This is a genomic window from Nodosilinea nodulosa PCC 7104 (assembly GCF_000309385.1).
GTDB classification, from domain to species: Bacteria; Cyanobacteriota; Cyanobacteriia; order Phormidesmidales; family Phormidesmidaceae; genus Nodosilinea; species Nodosilinea nodulosa.
Genome location: NZ_JH976537.1, coordinates 5,774,806 through 5,788,479, shown reverse-complemented (window position 1 = coordinate 5,788,479; position 13,674 = coordinate 5,774,806). Strand labels below are relative to the sequence as shown.

At 55.4% G+C, this 13,674-nt stretch carries 14 protein-coding genes and 2 pseudogenes; 2 read left to right on the top strand and 14 right to left on the bottom strand.

Features of this window, described 5'->3' with window-relative positions; translation table 11 throughout:
- A pseudogene (locus LEPTO7104_RS40475) lies at nucleotides 1–139 on the top strand (ISKra4 family transposase); the annotation flags it as partial.
- Nucleotides 140–184: 45 nt separating this feature from the next.
- Nucleotides 185–340: a hypothetical protein gene (locus LEPTO7104_RS41310; RefSeq protein WP_017301679.1), complete on the top strand. Its 156-nt coding sequence runs from the start codon at nucleotides 185–187 to the stop codon at nucleotides 338–340.
- A 158-nt stretch (nucleotides 341–498) separates the two neighbouring features.
- Here the strand turns inward: LEPTO7104_RS41310 and LEPTO7104_RS43010 are convergent.
- The 14 genes and pseudogenes from LEPTO7104_RS43010 to LEPTO7104_RS0126770 form a co-directional block, all read right to left on the bottom strand.
- A pseudogene (locus LEPTO7104_RS43010) lies at nucleotides 499–647 on the bottom strand (fasciclin domain-containing protein); the annotation flags it as partial.
- Between the two features lie 152 nt (nucleotides 648–799).
- On the bottom strand, nucleotides 800–1,495 hold the full coding sequence (locus LEPTO7104_RS0126830) for a VIT1/CCC1 transporter family protein (RefSeq protein WP_026073117.1): 696 nt from the start codon (nucleotides 1,493–1,495) through the stop codon (nucleotides 800–802).
- A 31-nt stretch (nucleotides 1,496–1,526) separates the two neighbouring features.
- A complete protein-coding gene (locus LEPTO7104_RS0126825; protein WP_017301677.1) occupies nucleotides 1,527–2,318 on the bottom strand; it encodes a CPBP family intramembrane glutamic endopeptidase in 792 nt (263 codons plus the stop codon).
- A 47-nt stretch (nucleotides 2,319–2,365) separates the two neighbouring features.
- On the bottom strand, nucleotides 2,366–3,115 hold the full coding sequence (locus LEPTO7104_RS0126820; RefSeq protein WP_026073116.1) for a DUF6920 family protein: 750 nt from the start codon (nucleotides 3,113–3,115) through the stop codon (nucleotides 2,366–2,368).
- A gap of 23 nt (nucleotides 3,116–3,138) precedes the next feature.
- Nucleotides 3,139–3,630: a hypothetical protein gene (locus LEPTO7104_RS0126815; protein WP_017301675.1), complete on the bottom strand. Its 492-nt coding sequence runs from the start codon at nucleotides 3,628–3,630 to the stop codon at nucleotides 3,139–3,141.
- Between the two features lie 93 nt (nucleotides 3,631–3,723).
- The gene (locus LEPTO7104_RS0126810; RefSeq protein ID WP_017301674.1) at nucleotides 3,724–6,213 is read right to left on the bottom strand and encodes a plasma-membrane proton-efflux P-type ATPase; all 2,490 of its coding nucleotides are present in this window, start codon (nucleotides 6,211–6,213) and stop codon (nucleotides 3,724–3,726) included.
- Complete coding sequence (locus LEPTO7104_RS0126805; protein WP_026073115.1) at nucleotides 6,210–6,725, bottom strand: rhodanese-like domain-containing protein; 516 nt, start codon at nucleotides 6,723–6,725, stop codon at nucleotides 6,210–6,212. Before LEPTO7104_RS0126805 ends, LEPTO7104_RS0126810 begins: the two co-directional genes overlap by 4 nt.
- 92 nt (nucleotides 6,726–6,817) lie before the next feature.
- Nucleotides 6,818–7,201, bottom strand: coding sequence for a DUF302 domain-containing protein (locus LEPTO7104_RS0126800; protein ID WP_026073114.1), 384 nt, complete (start codon nucleotides 7,199–7,201; stop codon nucleotides 6,818–6,820).
- Nucleotides 7,202–7,245: 44 nt separating this feature from the next.
- Complete coding sequence (locus tag LEPTO7104_RS0126795; RefSeq protein WP_017301671.1) at nucleotides 7,246–7,650, bottom strand: hypothetical protein; 405 nt, start codon at nucleotides 7,648–7,650, stop codon at nucleotides 7,246–7,248.
- A gap of 139 nt (nucleotides 7,651–7,789) precedes the next feature.
- On the bottom strand, nucleotides 7,790–8,242 hold the full coding sequence (locus LEPTO7104_RS0126790; RefSeq protein ID WP_017301670.1) for a pyridoxamine 5'-phosphate oxidase family protein: 453 nt from the start codon (nucleotides 8,240–8,242) through the stop codon (nucleotides 7,790–7,792).
- A gap of 34 nt (nucleotides 8,243–8,276) precedes the next feature.
- Nucleotides 8,277–8,639, bottom strand: coding sequence for an HPF/RaiA family ribosome-associated protein (locus tag LEPTO7104_RS0126785; RefSeq protein WP_017301669.1), 363 nt, complete (start codon nucleotides 8,637–8,639; stop codon nucleotides 8,277–8,279).
- Nucleotides 8,640–8,699: 60 nt separating this feature from the next.
- Entirely contained in the window at nucleotides 8,700–10,247 is a 1,548-nt protein-coding gene (locus LEPTO7104_RS0126780) for an oleate hydratase (protein WP_017301668.1), read from the bottom strand.
- 120 nt (nucleotides 10,248–10,367) lie between these two features.
- On the bottom strand, nucleotides 10,368–13,049 hold the full coding sequence (locus LEPTO7104_RS0126775) for a cation-translocating P-type ATPase (protein WP_017301667.1): 2,682 nt from the start codon (nucleotides 13,047–13,049) through the stop codon (nucleotides 10,368–10,370).
- A gap of 153 nt (nucleotides 13,050–13,202) precedes the next feature.
- The gene (locus tag LEPTO7104_RS0126770; protein ID WP_017301666.1) at nucleotides 13,203–13,628 is read right to left on the bottom strand and encodes a hypothetical protein; all 426 of its coding nucleotides are present in this window, start codon (nucleotides 13,626–13,628) and stop codon (nucleotides 13,203–13,205) included.
- Nucleotides 13,629–13,674: the final 46 nt, after the last annotated feature.

Here is a 13,674-nt window from a genome sequence, read left to right as displayed (position 1 = left end):
TGGTTCAGGAGCCGTTGAGTCGGCTGTCAAACAGATTGGGCGACGTCTCCAAATCTCGGGTGCCCGCTGGAATACGGCCTCCGTCAATGCAATGTTGAGTCTGCGCTGTGCCTACCTCAATGGTCAACTCGCAAGTTGACTATTTTGTCGAAAGTGGGATGCTCCCGGCAGCTATGAGCAGTTGATGCAGCTACGGCAGCAGTCGGCGACGGCGAATGTAATTGGGGCGAATATCTCGGAGGCACTGGATGAGGGGAATCGATCCAAACATGCGGAGGCGATGGCGGGGGCGCAGCAGGTTGTGCAGGCGGCAGCGAATGTGTATTTGCCGGGAGGATAAACGTAACCGTTCAGAGGGGGTACGGATTTAGTGGATTTCAGCCGTCGCTAAGACCACAGATTGGCAAAAATCAGGCTCAACTAGGCCCAGTCAAGCTATTTCAAGGACTGAAACCCTCATTCTCTCGTGCCCCCCTGAACGCTTACGGATAAACTAAGTGGCAATTGGGGGAAGGCTCCGTAAGTGGGGGCAAAGACTGTGAGTAGGCATTTTCCCTTGAGGCTATCGACTAAGCCAGCGGTATTAACAGCGGCCACCAGCTGCTAAATGAACTTGCGCTTATGGCAATATCCGGAATGTCAGCGATGGAAGTTACCTTGGTTGTTTAGCAGTTAACAAGGATATCTGATCTGTCACAAATGAGCAGCTAACAATTAGGAGTATGACAGCCTGATGGTGGAGTTCGAGGTAGATTCGGTGCGTAAGAATTCGATTCGGTCGGCATGTCCGCTAGCCGCTTCAGACAACCGTGCCGAATAAGGCACCGACTGCTGCCGTTAGCCCCATGGCGATCGCACCCCAAAAGACAATCCGAAACGCCGATGTCATAACCGGAGCTCCACCCGCTCGCGCTGCCAGCACACCCAGCACCGTCAAAAAGATAATCGAGCTGCCAAACACCACGGGTACCAGTCTTAGTTCTGGCGCGATCAGCACCGTGAGCAAGGGCAGTGCGGCACCTGCGGCAAAGGCACCCGCCGAGGCAAAGGCCGCCTGCACGGGTCGTGCCGTCAGATGCTCAGAGATCCCCAGTTCATCGCGGGCGTGGGCTCCCAGGGCATCGTGGGCCATCAACTGCTGGGCAACCTGGGCGGCCAACGCCGGGTCAAGCCCCCGCGCCTCGTAGATAGCCGCCAGTTCATCCCGCTCGAAAGGCTCGTCGCGATCGAGTTCTTTCCGCTCCCGAGCCAGGTCAGCTTTCTCGGTATCGGCCTGGGAACTGACCGAGACATATTCCCCGGCGGCCATGGACATGGCCCCGGCTACCAGGCCCGCTACCCCCGCCACCAAGACTTCGCCATGGGCCGGATTCGCCGCCGCCACGCCAACTATCAGGCTGGCGGTGGATACGATGCCGTCATTTGCGCCCAACACAGCAGCTCGTAGCCAGCCGATGCGTCCGGTGCGGTGTCGTTCTTGATGCTTTTTGGCCATAGATTTACCGTGATAGTTCATCGACCGATTATCAGCCCGCACAAACCCGTTCTTGGCGTGAAAGGTTTGCTTTTCCCAACACGGTGATCAGAATGATGGCTACCCCACAATTCAGAAGGACATCCGCGATAGGAGACACTCCAGAGATAAAAGCTCCAAATATGTTCAGAGAACCATGAAATAGCGCCACCAGCAAAATACTGCCTTGAGTGCTGTTGTAAATCCAGGTGTAGATAAAAGCATTGGTGACGATCAGGATGAACCATAGGAAAGGATATTCAGCCATGGGATTGCCGATCAAAAAGACAATCGGCAAATGCCAAAAAGCCCACAATGTGCCCACAATCAGAGTCGCGATAAAAGCACTATGACGCTTTTGCAATTGTGGCAAGGCGAAACCTCGCCACCCGATTTCTTCGCAGGTAGTAGCAAAAAAATTCACTGCGAAGCCGAGGACAACATAGGGAGATAGATCGACAGGTTGGGTTGGAACGGTTGCTGAAAGGCCGAGTAATTCGGTAATGCTTTTTGCCGTAATCAGCAGCATTAAAGCACCCAGCAGGGCTACGATGTACCAGACTAGGCCAACCCGCCATTGGAGAAGTCCCTTGAGCAAATTTTGAACCCCTGTCTTACCATCTGCTGTGCGTGTCACAATGACCGCCGCAAGAGCAGGACCGACAGCATAAAAAATGGAAAGAAGCTGAACATAGGGGCTGTCAAAGGGGGCAATACCATGCGATCCTAAGGCGGCTGACACCATGCCCAACCATGAGATCCCAAAGGCTAAAATATAGAACCAAGTTATGGGATGTTTCTTCATTGCGAATAAACCTGGTTGAGTACGGTGATTTTGAACACGGCTAACCATTACCGATAGATGGCCTCATCAATCGTGGCGCGAAAAAACTCGCCCTCTGACTCAAATCGCTCAGTGCCGAAATACCACCCCACTCGCAGTTGAGTCGGAATCGTGTAGCCGCAGAATGTGCCTTCTGCTTCGACAATGGCCCCGAAGTCTACATAACGGTGTTCCGCACCGTCTGGGTTGCCCCAGCGCGGCAGTTTCGCAGCTTTTAGCTGCCCTGTCTGGTCAATGGTTAGGTCGAGTTCGGCCTGTTCACCCTGGGCCATAAAACTGGCATGGAGGTGCGATGCTTCAGTGCTGCTCCAGATCACGTCACCCAGACAAAACGCCGATGGCAACAGCATTAACTCAGCGTGGAAGCGGCCCGCCGTCGATCGCGTAATATCAGCACCCGTGCCAGTCATCACCGGAAATAGCCCCAACAGCTTCCACTGCATTGCCCCAACGCCGTCGATCATCCGATCTGATCCCACAATCGGTAAGCGGTTCATCCAGGCGGTGGCACTCCAGATAAAGCCGCGCTGCCAGCAGACGACTTGCTCTGCGGTGAAAGGATTCCAGGTCTTGAGCTTGATTTCCCCGTGCATTTTGAGGCGGACGGCTGAAGCGATCGCTGTTCCAGGTGCGATCGCATGTTCCAGATACCGTCTGGCGGCTTCTGGCAGATGAGCAAAGTCATCAGGGCTAAAGGTTCGCTCTTGAGGTGTGGCCGACTCCCATAGGGCATCGAGGGAAAGCGGTTTAGTTTTCATGGCTCTTGTCTATTGCTCCTCTCTTAATTGCTGCTAGCCGTTAATCGAGCGGACTGTTTTAGCAAGCTAATCATAGAAACTAAGGCGATTACGCCAGGGGCCGCCAGCCATAGCCAGAAACCTAACAAGAATTGGCTCAGGGCAAGTTCAGAAACACCACCACTATCCGCCGGCAAGTTGAACCAAAAGGCTGAAAATGTGCCGCTAAAACCAATCAGAATGGCGGCTAGGCTAGCGATCGCTGAAAACCGATAGCGTTGCATCATCAACGTGATGCAACCCAGCCAATAGAGTGGATTAGCGAACCAACCAATCGCGGGAATTTGCAGAAAAAGTAGTCCAATCATGCCAAAGAAAGTCAGTTCGATCCCCTTCATGGCATAAACGTCATTCGGATCAGAGAGGCCCCCACCAGAAGCGTCGATGGGAACGACATTAAACAAAAGGCAAGGCAGCGCCAGTGCCACGCCGTATAGGGAGAGGGATAATCCCAGAAATAGAATTTTGTCTTTCATAAGCTACCTTCCTAACCCGATGGATGAGGATTTTCTGAAAACGTTTTCTTGAGGAGCAGGTAGAGTCCAACGTTATTCCCCAAAACATCATGTCTAGGGGTTCGGGGCATGGGCAAACCACTGGTTCAACCGCTTTAACCCCCGGCTGACATAGACCGGCTGGGCGTGGTTAAACACGCCATAGGCCCGCTGCTTCACCCAGTCGGCAATTAAGAACCAGGCCAGCCCGTAGGCCCAGACCACCCCAGCCAAACCCCAGCCCAGGGGGGGCATAAACAGGCCATACACGGCAATTAGCGTCGCCAGAACTTGGGTGCCCAGTACCGCCATCAGCAACATGCGGGCTGGTTTGATCGACCAGAAGGGGCCTTTGGTGCGGGTGACGAAGATGGTGAGATGTCCGGCGATGGAGAGTTTCAGGTAAATCAGGGTTTGCAGGGTGTCGCGATCGAGGCGAAATACCTGCTCGCCCAGATACAGCATGCCAAAGGAGCTGGCCACGCCCACGATTCCCAGAATGGTGGCCAGCCCGAGCACTACCGGCATGTTCCAGGTTTCGGGACGCTGGGCGGGGCGGGTGCGATCGTAGGCAATGGAGATAATCGCCCCGTCATTCAGCAGCGCCAGCAGCACAATCATGATGGCGGTGACGGGGTAGAAGTTGTAGACCAAAATCGACAGGGTCATGAACAGCAGCACCCGGATGGTTTCGGTGATGCGGTAGATAGCGTAGTTGTTCATGCGCTGAAAGATGCGGCGGCTTTCTTGAATCGCTTCCACAATTACGCCCAGGCCGGGGCTGAGCAAGACAATATCGGCGGCGGCGCGGGCGGCATCGGTGGCTCCCGACACGGCAATGCCCGCGTCGGCTTTTTTCAAGGCCGGGGCATCGTTGACGCCATCCCCGGCCATGCCCACCAGGTGGCCTCGCTGCTGCAAAACTTCGACGATACGGTACTTGTGCTCTGGAAAGACCTGGGCGAACCCGGCAGCGGCCTCGATCGCGGCAGAGACCCGTCCCGCTTCGTGGGGGGCGACGGTTTCCATCAAACTGGCATCTAGAATGTCGCCCTGGAGTCCGAGCTGGTGGGCGGTTTCGCGGGCGATCGCCTGCTGGTCGCCGGTCAGCATTTTGAGATTGACCCCGAGTTTGCGCACCTCCTGAATCATCAGCTGGGAGTCGCTGCGGGGTGGGTCAAACAGGGGCAGCACTCCCAAGAACTGCCAGTTGCCTGACTCGTCTGTGCGCGCCACCCCCAGGGAGCGAAAGCCGCGCTGGGCAAACTGGGCGATCGCCTCATCCACCTGGGGCTGCACCTGCTCGACATTGCTAGAGAGCGCCAGAATTACCTGGGGCGCGCCTTTGGTGACGGTGAAGCGATCGCGATTTGTGGTTTCAACCGTGGCTTCCGTGCGTTTGCCCACCGGGTCAAAAGGCTGAAAGTGGACGATTCGGTAGCTTTCCAAGGATTGCTCCGGCTTTAGCCCCGTCATGATCGCCAGATCAATCGGGTCGCTGTCTTCATCCCGCGAGGCCAGCGCCGCATTTAGAATCAGGTCTTCGGGAGTAGTATCGCCCACACAAAAAGGCTCCCCTAGGGTGAGCTGGTTGAGGGTGAGGGTGCCGGTTTTGTCGGAACAGAGAATGTCGATACCTGCCATCTCTTCGATCGCCGCCAGCCGACTAACGATCGCATCCTTTTTCGCCAGCCGCTGCGCCCCCACCGCCATGGTCACCGAGAGGATCGTGGGCATGGCCACCGGAATCGAGGCCACCGTCAGCACCAGCACAAATCGCAGGGTAGTGAGCCACGGGTCGCCCCGAAACAGCGCCACCATAAACACCACGACCACCAGCACCAGGGCGATGACGATCAGGTAGTCACCGATTTTTAGCACCGCCCGCTGAAAGTGGCTGACGGTTTGGGCTGAGGCGACCAGGCGAGCAGTGTTGCCCATGTAGGTGCGCCCCCCCGTGGCGTAGACAATGCCATCCAGTTCCCCCTGCTTCAAAATCGAGCTGGAGTAGAGCACGTCGCCCACCTGGCACTCCACCGGCAGCGATTCTCCGGTCAGGGCCGACTGATCCACCTGCACCGGGTCCCCCGCCAAAAACCGCACATCGGCGGGCACAATATCTCCCAGCCGCAGGCGAATGACGTCTCCCGCCACCAGTTCGCGAGCAGGCACCGTTGTCCAGCTGCCGTCGCGCTTCACCCTTGCCTGGAGGGCGAGCTTGGCCTGGAGGGCGGCGATCGCATTGCCTGCCTGAAATTCTTCCCAAAACCCCACGACCCCGTTGGCGACCAGCAGGGCCAAAATCAGGCCAAAATCGACCCAGTCGCCCACCAGCGCCGAGAGGATGACCGCTGCCTCAATCATCCAGGCGATCGGCCCCCAAAAGTGGGAGAGGAACTGCTTCAGGGGGCTGACGGTGGTTTCTGGCAGCTGGTTGTGACCGTCTTGGGCGAGTCGCCGCTCGGCTTCGGACTGGTTCAGTCCCTGGTCAGAGGTCTGCAATTGCTGTTGCAGGTCGGGTAGCGAAAGGTGCGCCAGCGTTTCGGGCGCGGCGGAGACGGTCATGCAATCGCCTCTCCTGCATTTTTCCAACCGGCAAAACTGGGCGGAAAGCCTTGGACCTGCTCATAGCCCAACAGGTGCAATGTCATTACGCCCATGGCCGATCGATAGCCGGTAGAGCAGTACAACACTACGGGGCAATTGCGGGCGATCTGATCCAGATTCTGAGTCAAGGTTCGTAGGGGAATATTGATCGCATTGGGGATATGCCCGGACCGATATTCAGAAGGTTCTCGCACATCCACCAGCAGAACTTGAGGATTCTTTAATCGGGTTTTTAACCCTTCGACATTGGCGATCGTGTAGTAGCCTGCTGGCATTGAGGTGAGAAAGCGATCGACCCCTGTCGCCAAATCCATGGTTTCCCCAGGGATTATTGGCATCCCTACTTGGGAGATGGGTCTAGCTCCTGTGAGATTGGCAGCCAAGAGTGGGGCTTGACCCGGGCCAACTAAAAGGCAAAAACACACTACAAATCCCAGCAATAGTGGCTGAATTGTCTTCATTAAACCCATACATATCTCCTAAATTATTAGTAAAAATTGAGCCGCTTTAAGCTATCTGCTTCATGGAAGAAAACTAGAAAAGTGATTGCAATGGCGAGTCACTATTTAGCCTCGTCAACCATCTGAATTGACGTTTCCTCAACCTCCTGGGCGACTTGAGCTAACCCGACATCCTGGGACAGCGATGCCAGCATTGGTGCGGGCTTGATCAGGCCGATTTTGGTGGTTCCTTTCTCCGTAAATACGGAAATCCGACAGGGTAATGCCATATTGAGACGCATATCAGCAGCCAAAACCTTGGCCGCCTGCCCTGGATTGCAGACTTCAAAAATCTTGCACTCTTCCTCAAACGCAATCCCCTTACTGCGCAGGGTGCTGCCCAGGTCGTGGATATAAAGCACCCCAAAGCCATGGTGGGCAACGGCTGTTTCCAGGTCGGTTACGGCCTGGCTGAATGTTTTCTGAGTCTCGACAATGTAATACACCAAATCACCTCTTTGTATGTCCGACTCGGTTTTCTGGCCAAAGATTATTGGGCAAAGCGCTGTCGCACCTTGGCGGCGATCTGAGGTTCCGTCAGATTATCCACGGTTTCAACCCCGACCACCTTCGCGCCAATTCGATTTTCTGCCAACCGCTTTTGCAGTTCGTGCTTTGCGGCCCCCGGCCCCATGATCAGAATCGAGTCGGCATCCCGAATCTGCCCAATTACCTCGTCGTAGTAGGTATTGAGTTCTGCCGTCAGCGTCCTCTGACGACTGTCATCGGCGGGGACTTGAAGCGCTTCATAAGGCCCTTTCAGGGGGGAATCGCTAGACCGTCGCAGTTGCTTTTCGACATCTGACAGGATCTCGCTGATCGCTTCCCCGTTCTCCGTAACGGTCACGATCGTAGCTTTCCGATGGTCAATCCAGAGTCCTAATTGCTTGCTCATGGCGATCTCCTATTTTCGAAAATGCTAGTCAAGGGTGAATGTTAAATTTCATCTAAGGTGAGACCCGTGGTTTATCACTGGGAAAATCACAGGAGTTAATCTAGTTCAAGTCTGGTGGAGAGCATTGACCGCTCAAGGCTCACTGGCTGCTCAGTCCGTCGGTGGTGCGTCCAGCCATCTCAGTAGGATGGATGCGATAGAGCGCCATCACCTCGGCGCGACCCCAGGCATCGACCCAGGTGCGATTGATGGCGGGGGAAAGGGTGGGATTTTGAGGTTTGACCAGTTTTTCCATGACGCGATCGATCTCGGCTTGCTCAGTGATATGTTCGGCTCGCCCCATAACCGTGACGCTGCGCCAGTGCTCTAAATCGTTGATATCTTCCACTTGCAAACAGACTTCGGAATTTGCATCCATATATTGAGTCTTGAGGCCAATGGTGGTGAAGATATAGAGGTCTGGTTCGTCGAAATAGTAGTGCATGGGTACGACGTAGGGATGCCCTTCAAAGCAGCAGCCGAGGTGCCCGTGCCCGACTTTTTTCAAGAGCTTGTGGATCTCTTGGGTACTCATGAGATCAATATCTAACATGGTGGTTCTCCATAATTAAGGATGCGAGGTGTTGTCAGGCATGACGCGATCGCGTTAGGGGCGGGTCAGTGCGATGGTCTTCTTGGTGCGCCTGCCGTCCGAGGGTGTGGTCGATTAGACGGGCCAGTTTACCGGTAGCCCCGTCTAGGGCATCGTCCAGGGTGGCGGCTTGATCAGTGACGGCGATGGGCTGACGGCCTTCAAGGCGGGCTTCAATCATGCAGCGCAGGCTGTCATTGCCGTCCTGCTGCTCGCTGTTCTGGTTACTCAGGTGCACATCAATATGGGTGATACGATCGCTGACTTGGCTCAGAGCATCCTCCACAACGCCCCTGATCTGATCAGCCAGGGCCTCGTGACCTTCGATGTTGTGGTCAGTTTGGATTTGGACTTGCATAGTGGTTTCCTCTTGTCAGTGGGATGGGCTCAAGCCTGGTTATGCGATTCATCTCATCCGTTACCGAAACGCCTTAACCACCGCGTCAAGTTTCACCTTGATAGATTGGTCATGGTGCAAGATGGGTGGAATCTCTCGATCGATGCCCAGCAGTTGGTAGACGGCCATTTGGGCCACCCGGATGGAATACTCCACCGTGAAAACCACATCCTCAGGGATTTCGACAAACTGGCTGACGAAGGCCAGGTTTTTGGAGTTTTTGGGCACGGGCAGCGGGCGATCGCCCTCGGCACGCGGCATAAACATACTGGTGATGTAGGGCATCCGGCAGGGAATACAGATGGCCGAGGCGACGGTCTCCCGATCGAAATTGAGATGGCCGCATAGCTCTTGCAGAATTTCGCTGCCGTTGCAATCGGCCATGGCTTTTGGCACGAAGTTGCCAATGCGATCGGGATGCAGAGAATAGCCCCAAAACACCTGTACATCGGCAGGCTGGTCGATGTAGTGGGGTTGATGCGCCAGCACAATCGACAGCAGCCAATTGGAATCTTTGAAGGTCACCAAACCGCCAATGCCGGCCTCATTGCCGGAGAAGGCCTCCATCTGATCAAAGAAAGCGGTGTCCTTGACTGTTACGGTAAAGGACTCCCAAAACGACTCTGGAATACTAGAGTTGAATGCCGCTGGGTTACCGAATTCAGGATGGCCGTAGGCCAGCTTTTCCCAGAGCAACCAGCCGCCACTATCCTCTTTGGTTAACTTTTGGGGCGCACTCGCCATTGACCCAAAGCTGGAGGCATCGGTCATCGACCCGTTTTGAAAGAACACCAAATCGTCATCGCCGATCGCTGTGGTCTCTGTCGTGCCGTCGCGCCGATGGTGAATGCCGGTGACGACGATCTTGCCCTGGTCAGTCTTTAGTTCAAAGTCGGTCACGGTGCAGTCAACGACAAAATTCACCCCCTGCCCCTTCAGCCAGCTCACCATCGGTCGCACCAATGAATCAAATTGGTTGTAGACCGTGCGCTTGACCCCAGCCAGGGTTTCGATGCGGGAAAATTCCATCATGAACCGATGCAGGTAACGGCGGAATTCCACCGCGCTATGCCAGGGTTGAAACGCAAATGTCGTTGACCACATGAACCAAAAGTTGGTTGTGAAGAAGGGCGGCGATAGCCAATCGGTAATGCGGCTGGTGCCCAGTTTGGCTTCGTCGGCCTCGGTGAGTTTGAGGAGTTCAAGCCGATCCTGCATCGAAAAACCCATCGACTCGACATCCAGCTTGGCGCGATGGCGATCGACGAGCCGCGCCCTAGCGTGGGACTGGTGGAGCTGATTGAAGGCGATCGTCTCCTCAAAGACCGTCTGGTCAGGAGCACTGAGGGACGGGATCGATTTGAACAAATCCCAGGTGCATTCATAGTTGTCGGTGGTCAGCATCCGCCCGCCGCGCATGGTGTAACCCTGCGTGGGGCTGCCGTTACCATCCAGACTGCCGCCCAAGACTGGCATCGCCTCGTAGATGGTGATATTGCGGCCTGGAATATGGCCATCGCGAATCAGGAAGGCGGCGGCGGCTAGGGAGCCAATCCCACCCCCCACCATGTAAGCCTTGGGAGCGGCACCGTTGGCAGTGCTGGGTTTTGCCGAGGGGGGAGTCGATAATTGCTGTGTCATAGCTGCCTTTTGTGAGTGAACGGGATCATTGACTGCTTGCCAAACTTCTCAAGCAGGTTTTCTCGACGAGGATTTAACTCCTTTTCGGGGTTGGCTTAGTCCCTTCAACTGCTCAAACCAAATGAGACAAATTAACCCACCGATCAAACAAATGGCTAGGTCAATCGGATGTAGGAATGCGAAACTAAACAACCGACGCAACACGGGGACGTAAAGCACCATCGCCAGAAAAGATAGCCCTCCACCCATCACCCACCACAGAGCAGTATTGGGGGATTTTAGGATGCTTAAGCTGAGGCGAGAGCTTGAACTTTCACTCAAAATGAGGCCTAAGTTGGCCAAAATTAATGTCGTAAACGTGAGCGCACGGGCATCGAGTTCACCCTGGCCGCGGTAGAGCGAGGCAACAAAAATAACGAGGGCGATCGCCAAGATGCCGCCGCCTTTTAACAGGGCTAGGTTCACCGTCTTTCGCCCAAATAAAGGTTCCTTGGCCGGGCGGGGTGGACGCTGCATTACGGTGGGATCGGCGGGTTCGGCTTCGAGGACGATCGAGCAGGCAGGATCAATAATTAAATGGAGAAAGGCCACGTGAACGGGCAGTAAAACTAAGGGCAGCTTAAACAACACCGGGATCAACGACATCCCCGCGATGGGAATGTGAATCGCCAGCAAATAGACCATGGCTTTGCGGAGGTTATCGAAGATTCGTCGGCCTAGCTTGACGGCCTGCACGATCGACGAAAAATCATCATCCAACAGCACCAAGGCCGCCGCCTCACGGGCCACATCGGTACCGCGCTGGCCCATGGCGATGCCGATTTGAGCCGCCTTCAGGGCCGGGGCATCATTCACCCCGTCTCCGGTCATGGCGACGACTTCACCCTTCGCTTTTAGGGCATTTACCAACCGCAATTTCTGTTCGGGAACGGCTCGGGCAAAGATATTGGTGCTTTGAATCCGCTGCTGGAGTTCAGCCTCATCCATCGCGTCTAGTTCCGCTCCGGTCATGATGGCACCCATCTGCATCAGGCCAATTTGGCGGGCAATGGTTTGAGCCGTGCCGGGATAGTCTCCCGTAATCATCACCACGCGAATGCCTGCGGTGTAGCATTCTTGAATCGCTGCCGCCACGGTTGGGCGCACGGGGTCTGACAGGCCGACTAAGCCGAGAAATTGAAAGGGAAAGTCGTGCTGCTGGTCGGGCAAATGCTGGGGATTGAGGGAGGGGTGGGGCGGCAAGGAGGGCGGCGGTGTATCCAGCGGCGCTTTGGCCACCCCTAACACCCGCAACCCTTGCTCGGCCATTTGGCTCACTTGAAGGGCCAGCCGTTGCTGCTGGGCGGGCGTAAAATGGCAGAGGTCGGCGATCGCCTCAGGGGCACCTTTGGCCGCAATTTCATACTGTTTACCATCCGCTGACTGCCAGACGTGGGACATGGCCAATAGCTGCGGCGACAATGGATATTCTCGCAATAGCTGCCAATCGTTGTGGATATGTTCGGTATCGGCAAGATAGCGATCGCCCAGCTGGTTGAAGGCCTTTTCCATCGGGTCAAAGGGATCGCGCTGACTCGCCAGAATGCAAAATTCGACTAACTCATGCACCGCTTCGGGCAGGGGCGCTTGGGCCTGCGAACCCAAGTCATAGGGGTAGGCGTTGGCTAAAGCGGGGTCTGATGGGTCATAGGCCAAGAGCTGTTGCACCGCCATTTGGTTCAGGGTCAGAGTTCCGGTTTTATCCACACACAGAACGGTTGCAGACCCCAGGGTTTCGACGGCAGAGGCGCGACGGGCTAAGACCTGGCGCTGGGAAATTCGCCAGGCCCCTAGGGCTAAAAAGATGGTCACCACCACCGGAAACTCATTCGGCAAGATGGCCATCGCCAAGGTAATGCCGGCCAGAATGCCCTGGAGCCAATGGCCTTGGGTCAGGCCATAAATCACCACAATCGCCACACACAGCGATAGGGCGATGCCTAGCAAACGGTTTACCAACCGAGTCATTTCCTGCTGCAGGGGGGTGGCTTCGAGCTTCACGCCTTGCAGGGCTTTGCCGATCGTGCCCATCTCGGTTTGAGCCCCGATCGCCCGCACCTGGGCGATGCCCTGCCCCTGGACCACCAGCGTGCCGGAATAGACAAAGGGCAAATCATCGCCCCCCGGACGCGCCATCTTGCCGTGCTGAGCGTCGATGTCAGCGGCAACTTTGCGCACCGGGACAGATTCTCCGGTTAATAACGATTCGTCGGTGGACAGATTGGAGCAGGACAGCACGATCGCATCCGCAGGCACGCGATCGCCCTCCGCCAGGACTAAAACATCGCCCCGCACCACCTCTCGCCCGGTAATCCGCTGGCGCTGTCCATCCCGAATTACCAGGGCACGGGGACTGGAGAGATTGCGCAAGGCTTCCATGGCATGTTCGGTCTTGCCTTCCTGGTAGAGGCTAATGCCCATAATGAAGAAGACAAACCCTAGCAAAATCAGGGCTTCTTGCAGGTCGCCTAAAACCCAATAAATGATGCCGCCGCCAACCAGCAAGAGAAAGATGGGATCTTGGGCAATATCCCAGGCGATCACAAAAAGATTGCGCGATCGCGCCGAGGGGAGTTCGTTGTAGCCCTCTTGCTTGAGTCGAGCGCTTGCCTCTTGCTCAGATAGGCCAGCTTCTGTATTAGCTGTATTAAATTGAACTCCAAAGCCATGATTCACAACGGCTACCTCCATAGTTCAAGTCTCTATCAGTCCAGTGGCACTAATTGAAAGGCTTGACTTGATCAGCCAGGGCCTCGTGACCTTCAATGGTGTGGTCAGTCAAACCACATCCTCAGGGATTTCGACAAACTGGCTGACGAAGGCAAGGCCCAGTTTAATCGCGGCTTACTGCTCTGTAATTCCCGCAGCGGCTTCGGCATCAAGTCTGGCAGCGATCGCGGCTAGGGTTGATGTTTCGGCTTCCTCCATCGCCGCCACTGCCAAGAAGGTCACGGTAGCCGCGTAGTCTTCAGCTTTATCGGCCCGATGCTTGAGTTTCTCGGTTTCGCGATTGGCTTTCCAGTCTTCAATATTCGACATCACCTCAGATTCTTTTTCTGCCAACTGGGTGCTGAGCTTGGCCCGGTAATCGTCAATTTCTTGTTTCCGGACGTCCAGATTTGTTTTGGCTTTGTCGAGGGCCGCTTGAATCTCTGCTTGCGTTTTTTTCGGTAAAGATTGGATATTTTTCTTCAGCGATTTCGCCCGAGCTTCAACCGCTTCTAAATTGTCGTGAAGTTGCTGGGTAAAGTTATCAATGGCAGTGCTCACGGGGATTCCTCTTGTGGGTTAAATCGATCCAAGTAGCGGACTTGTT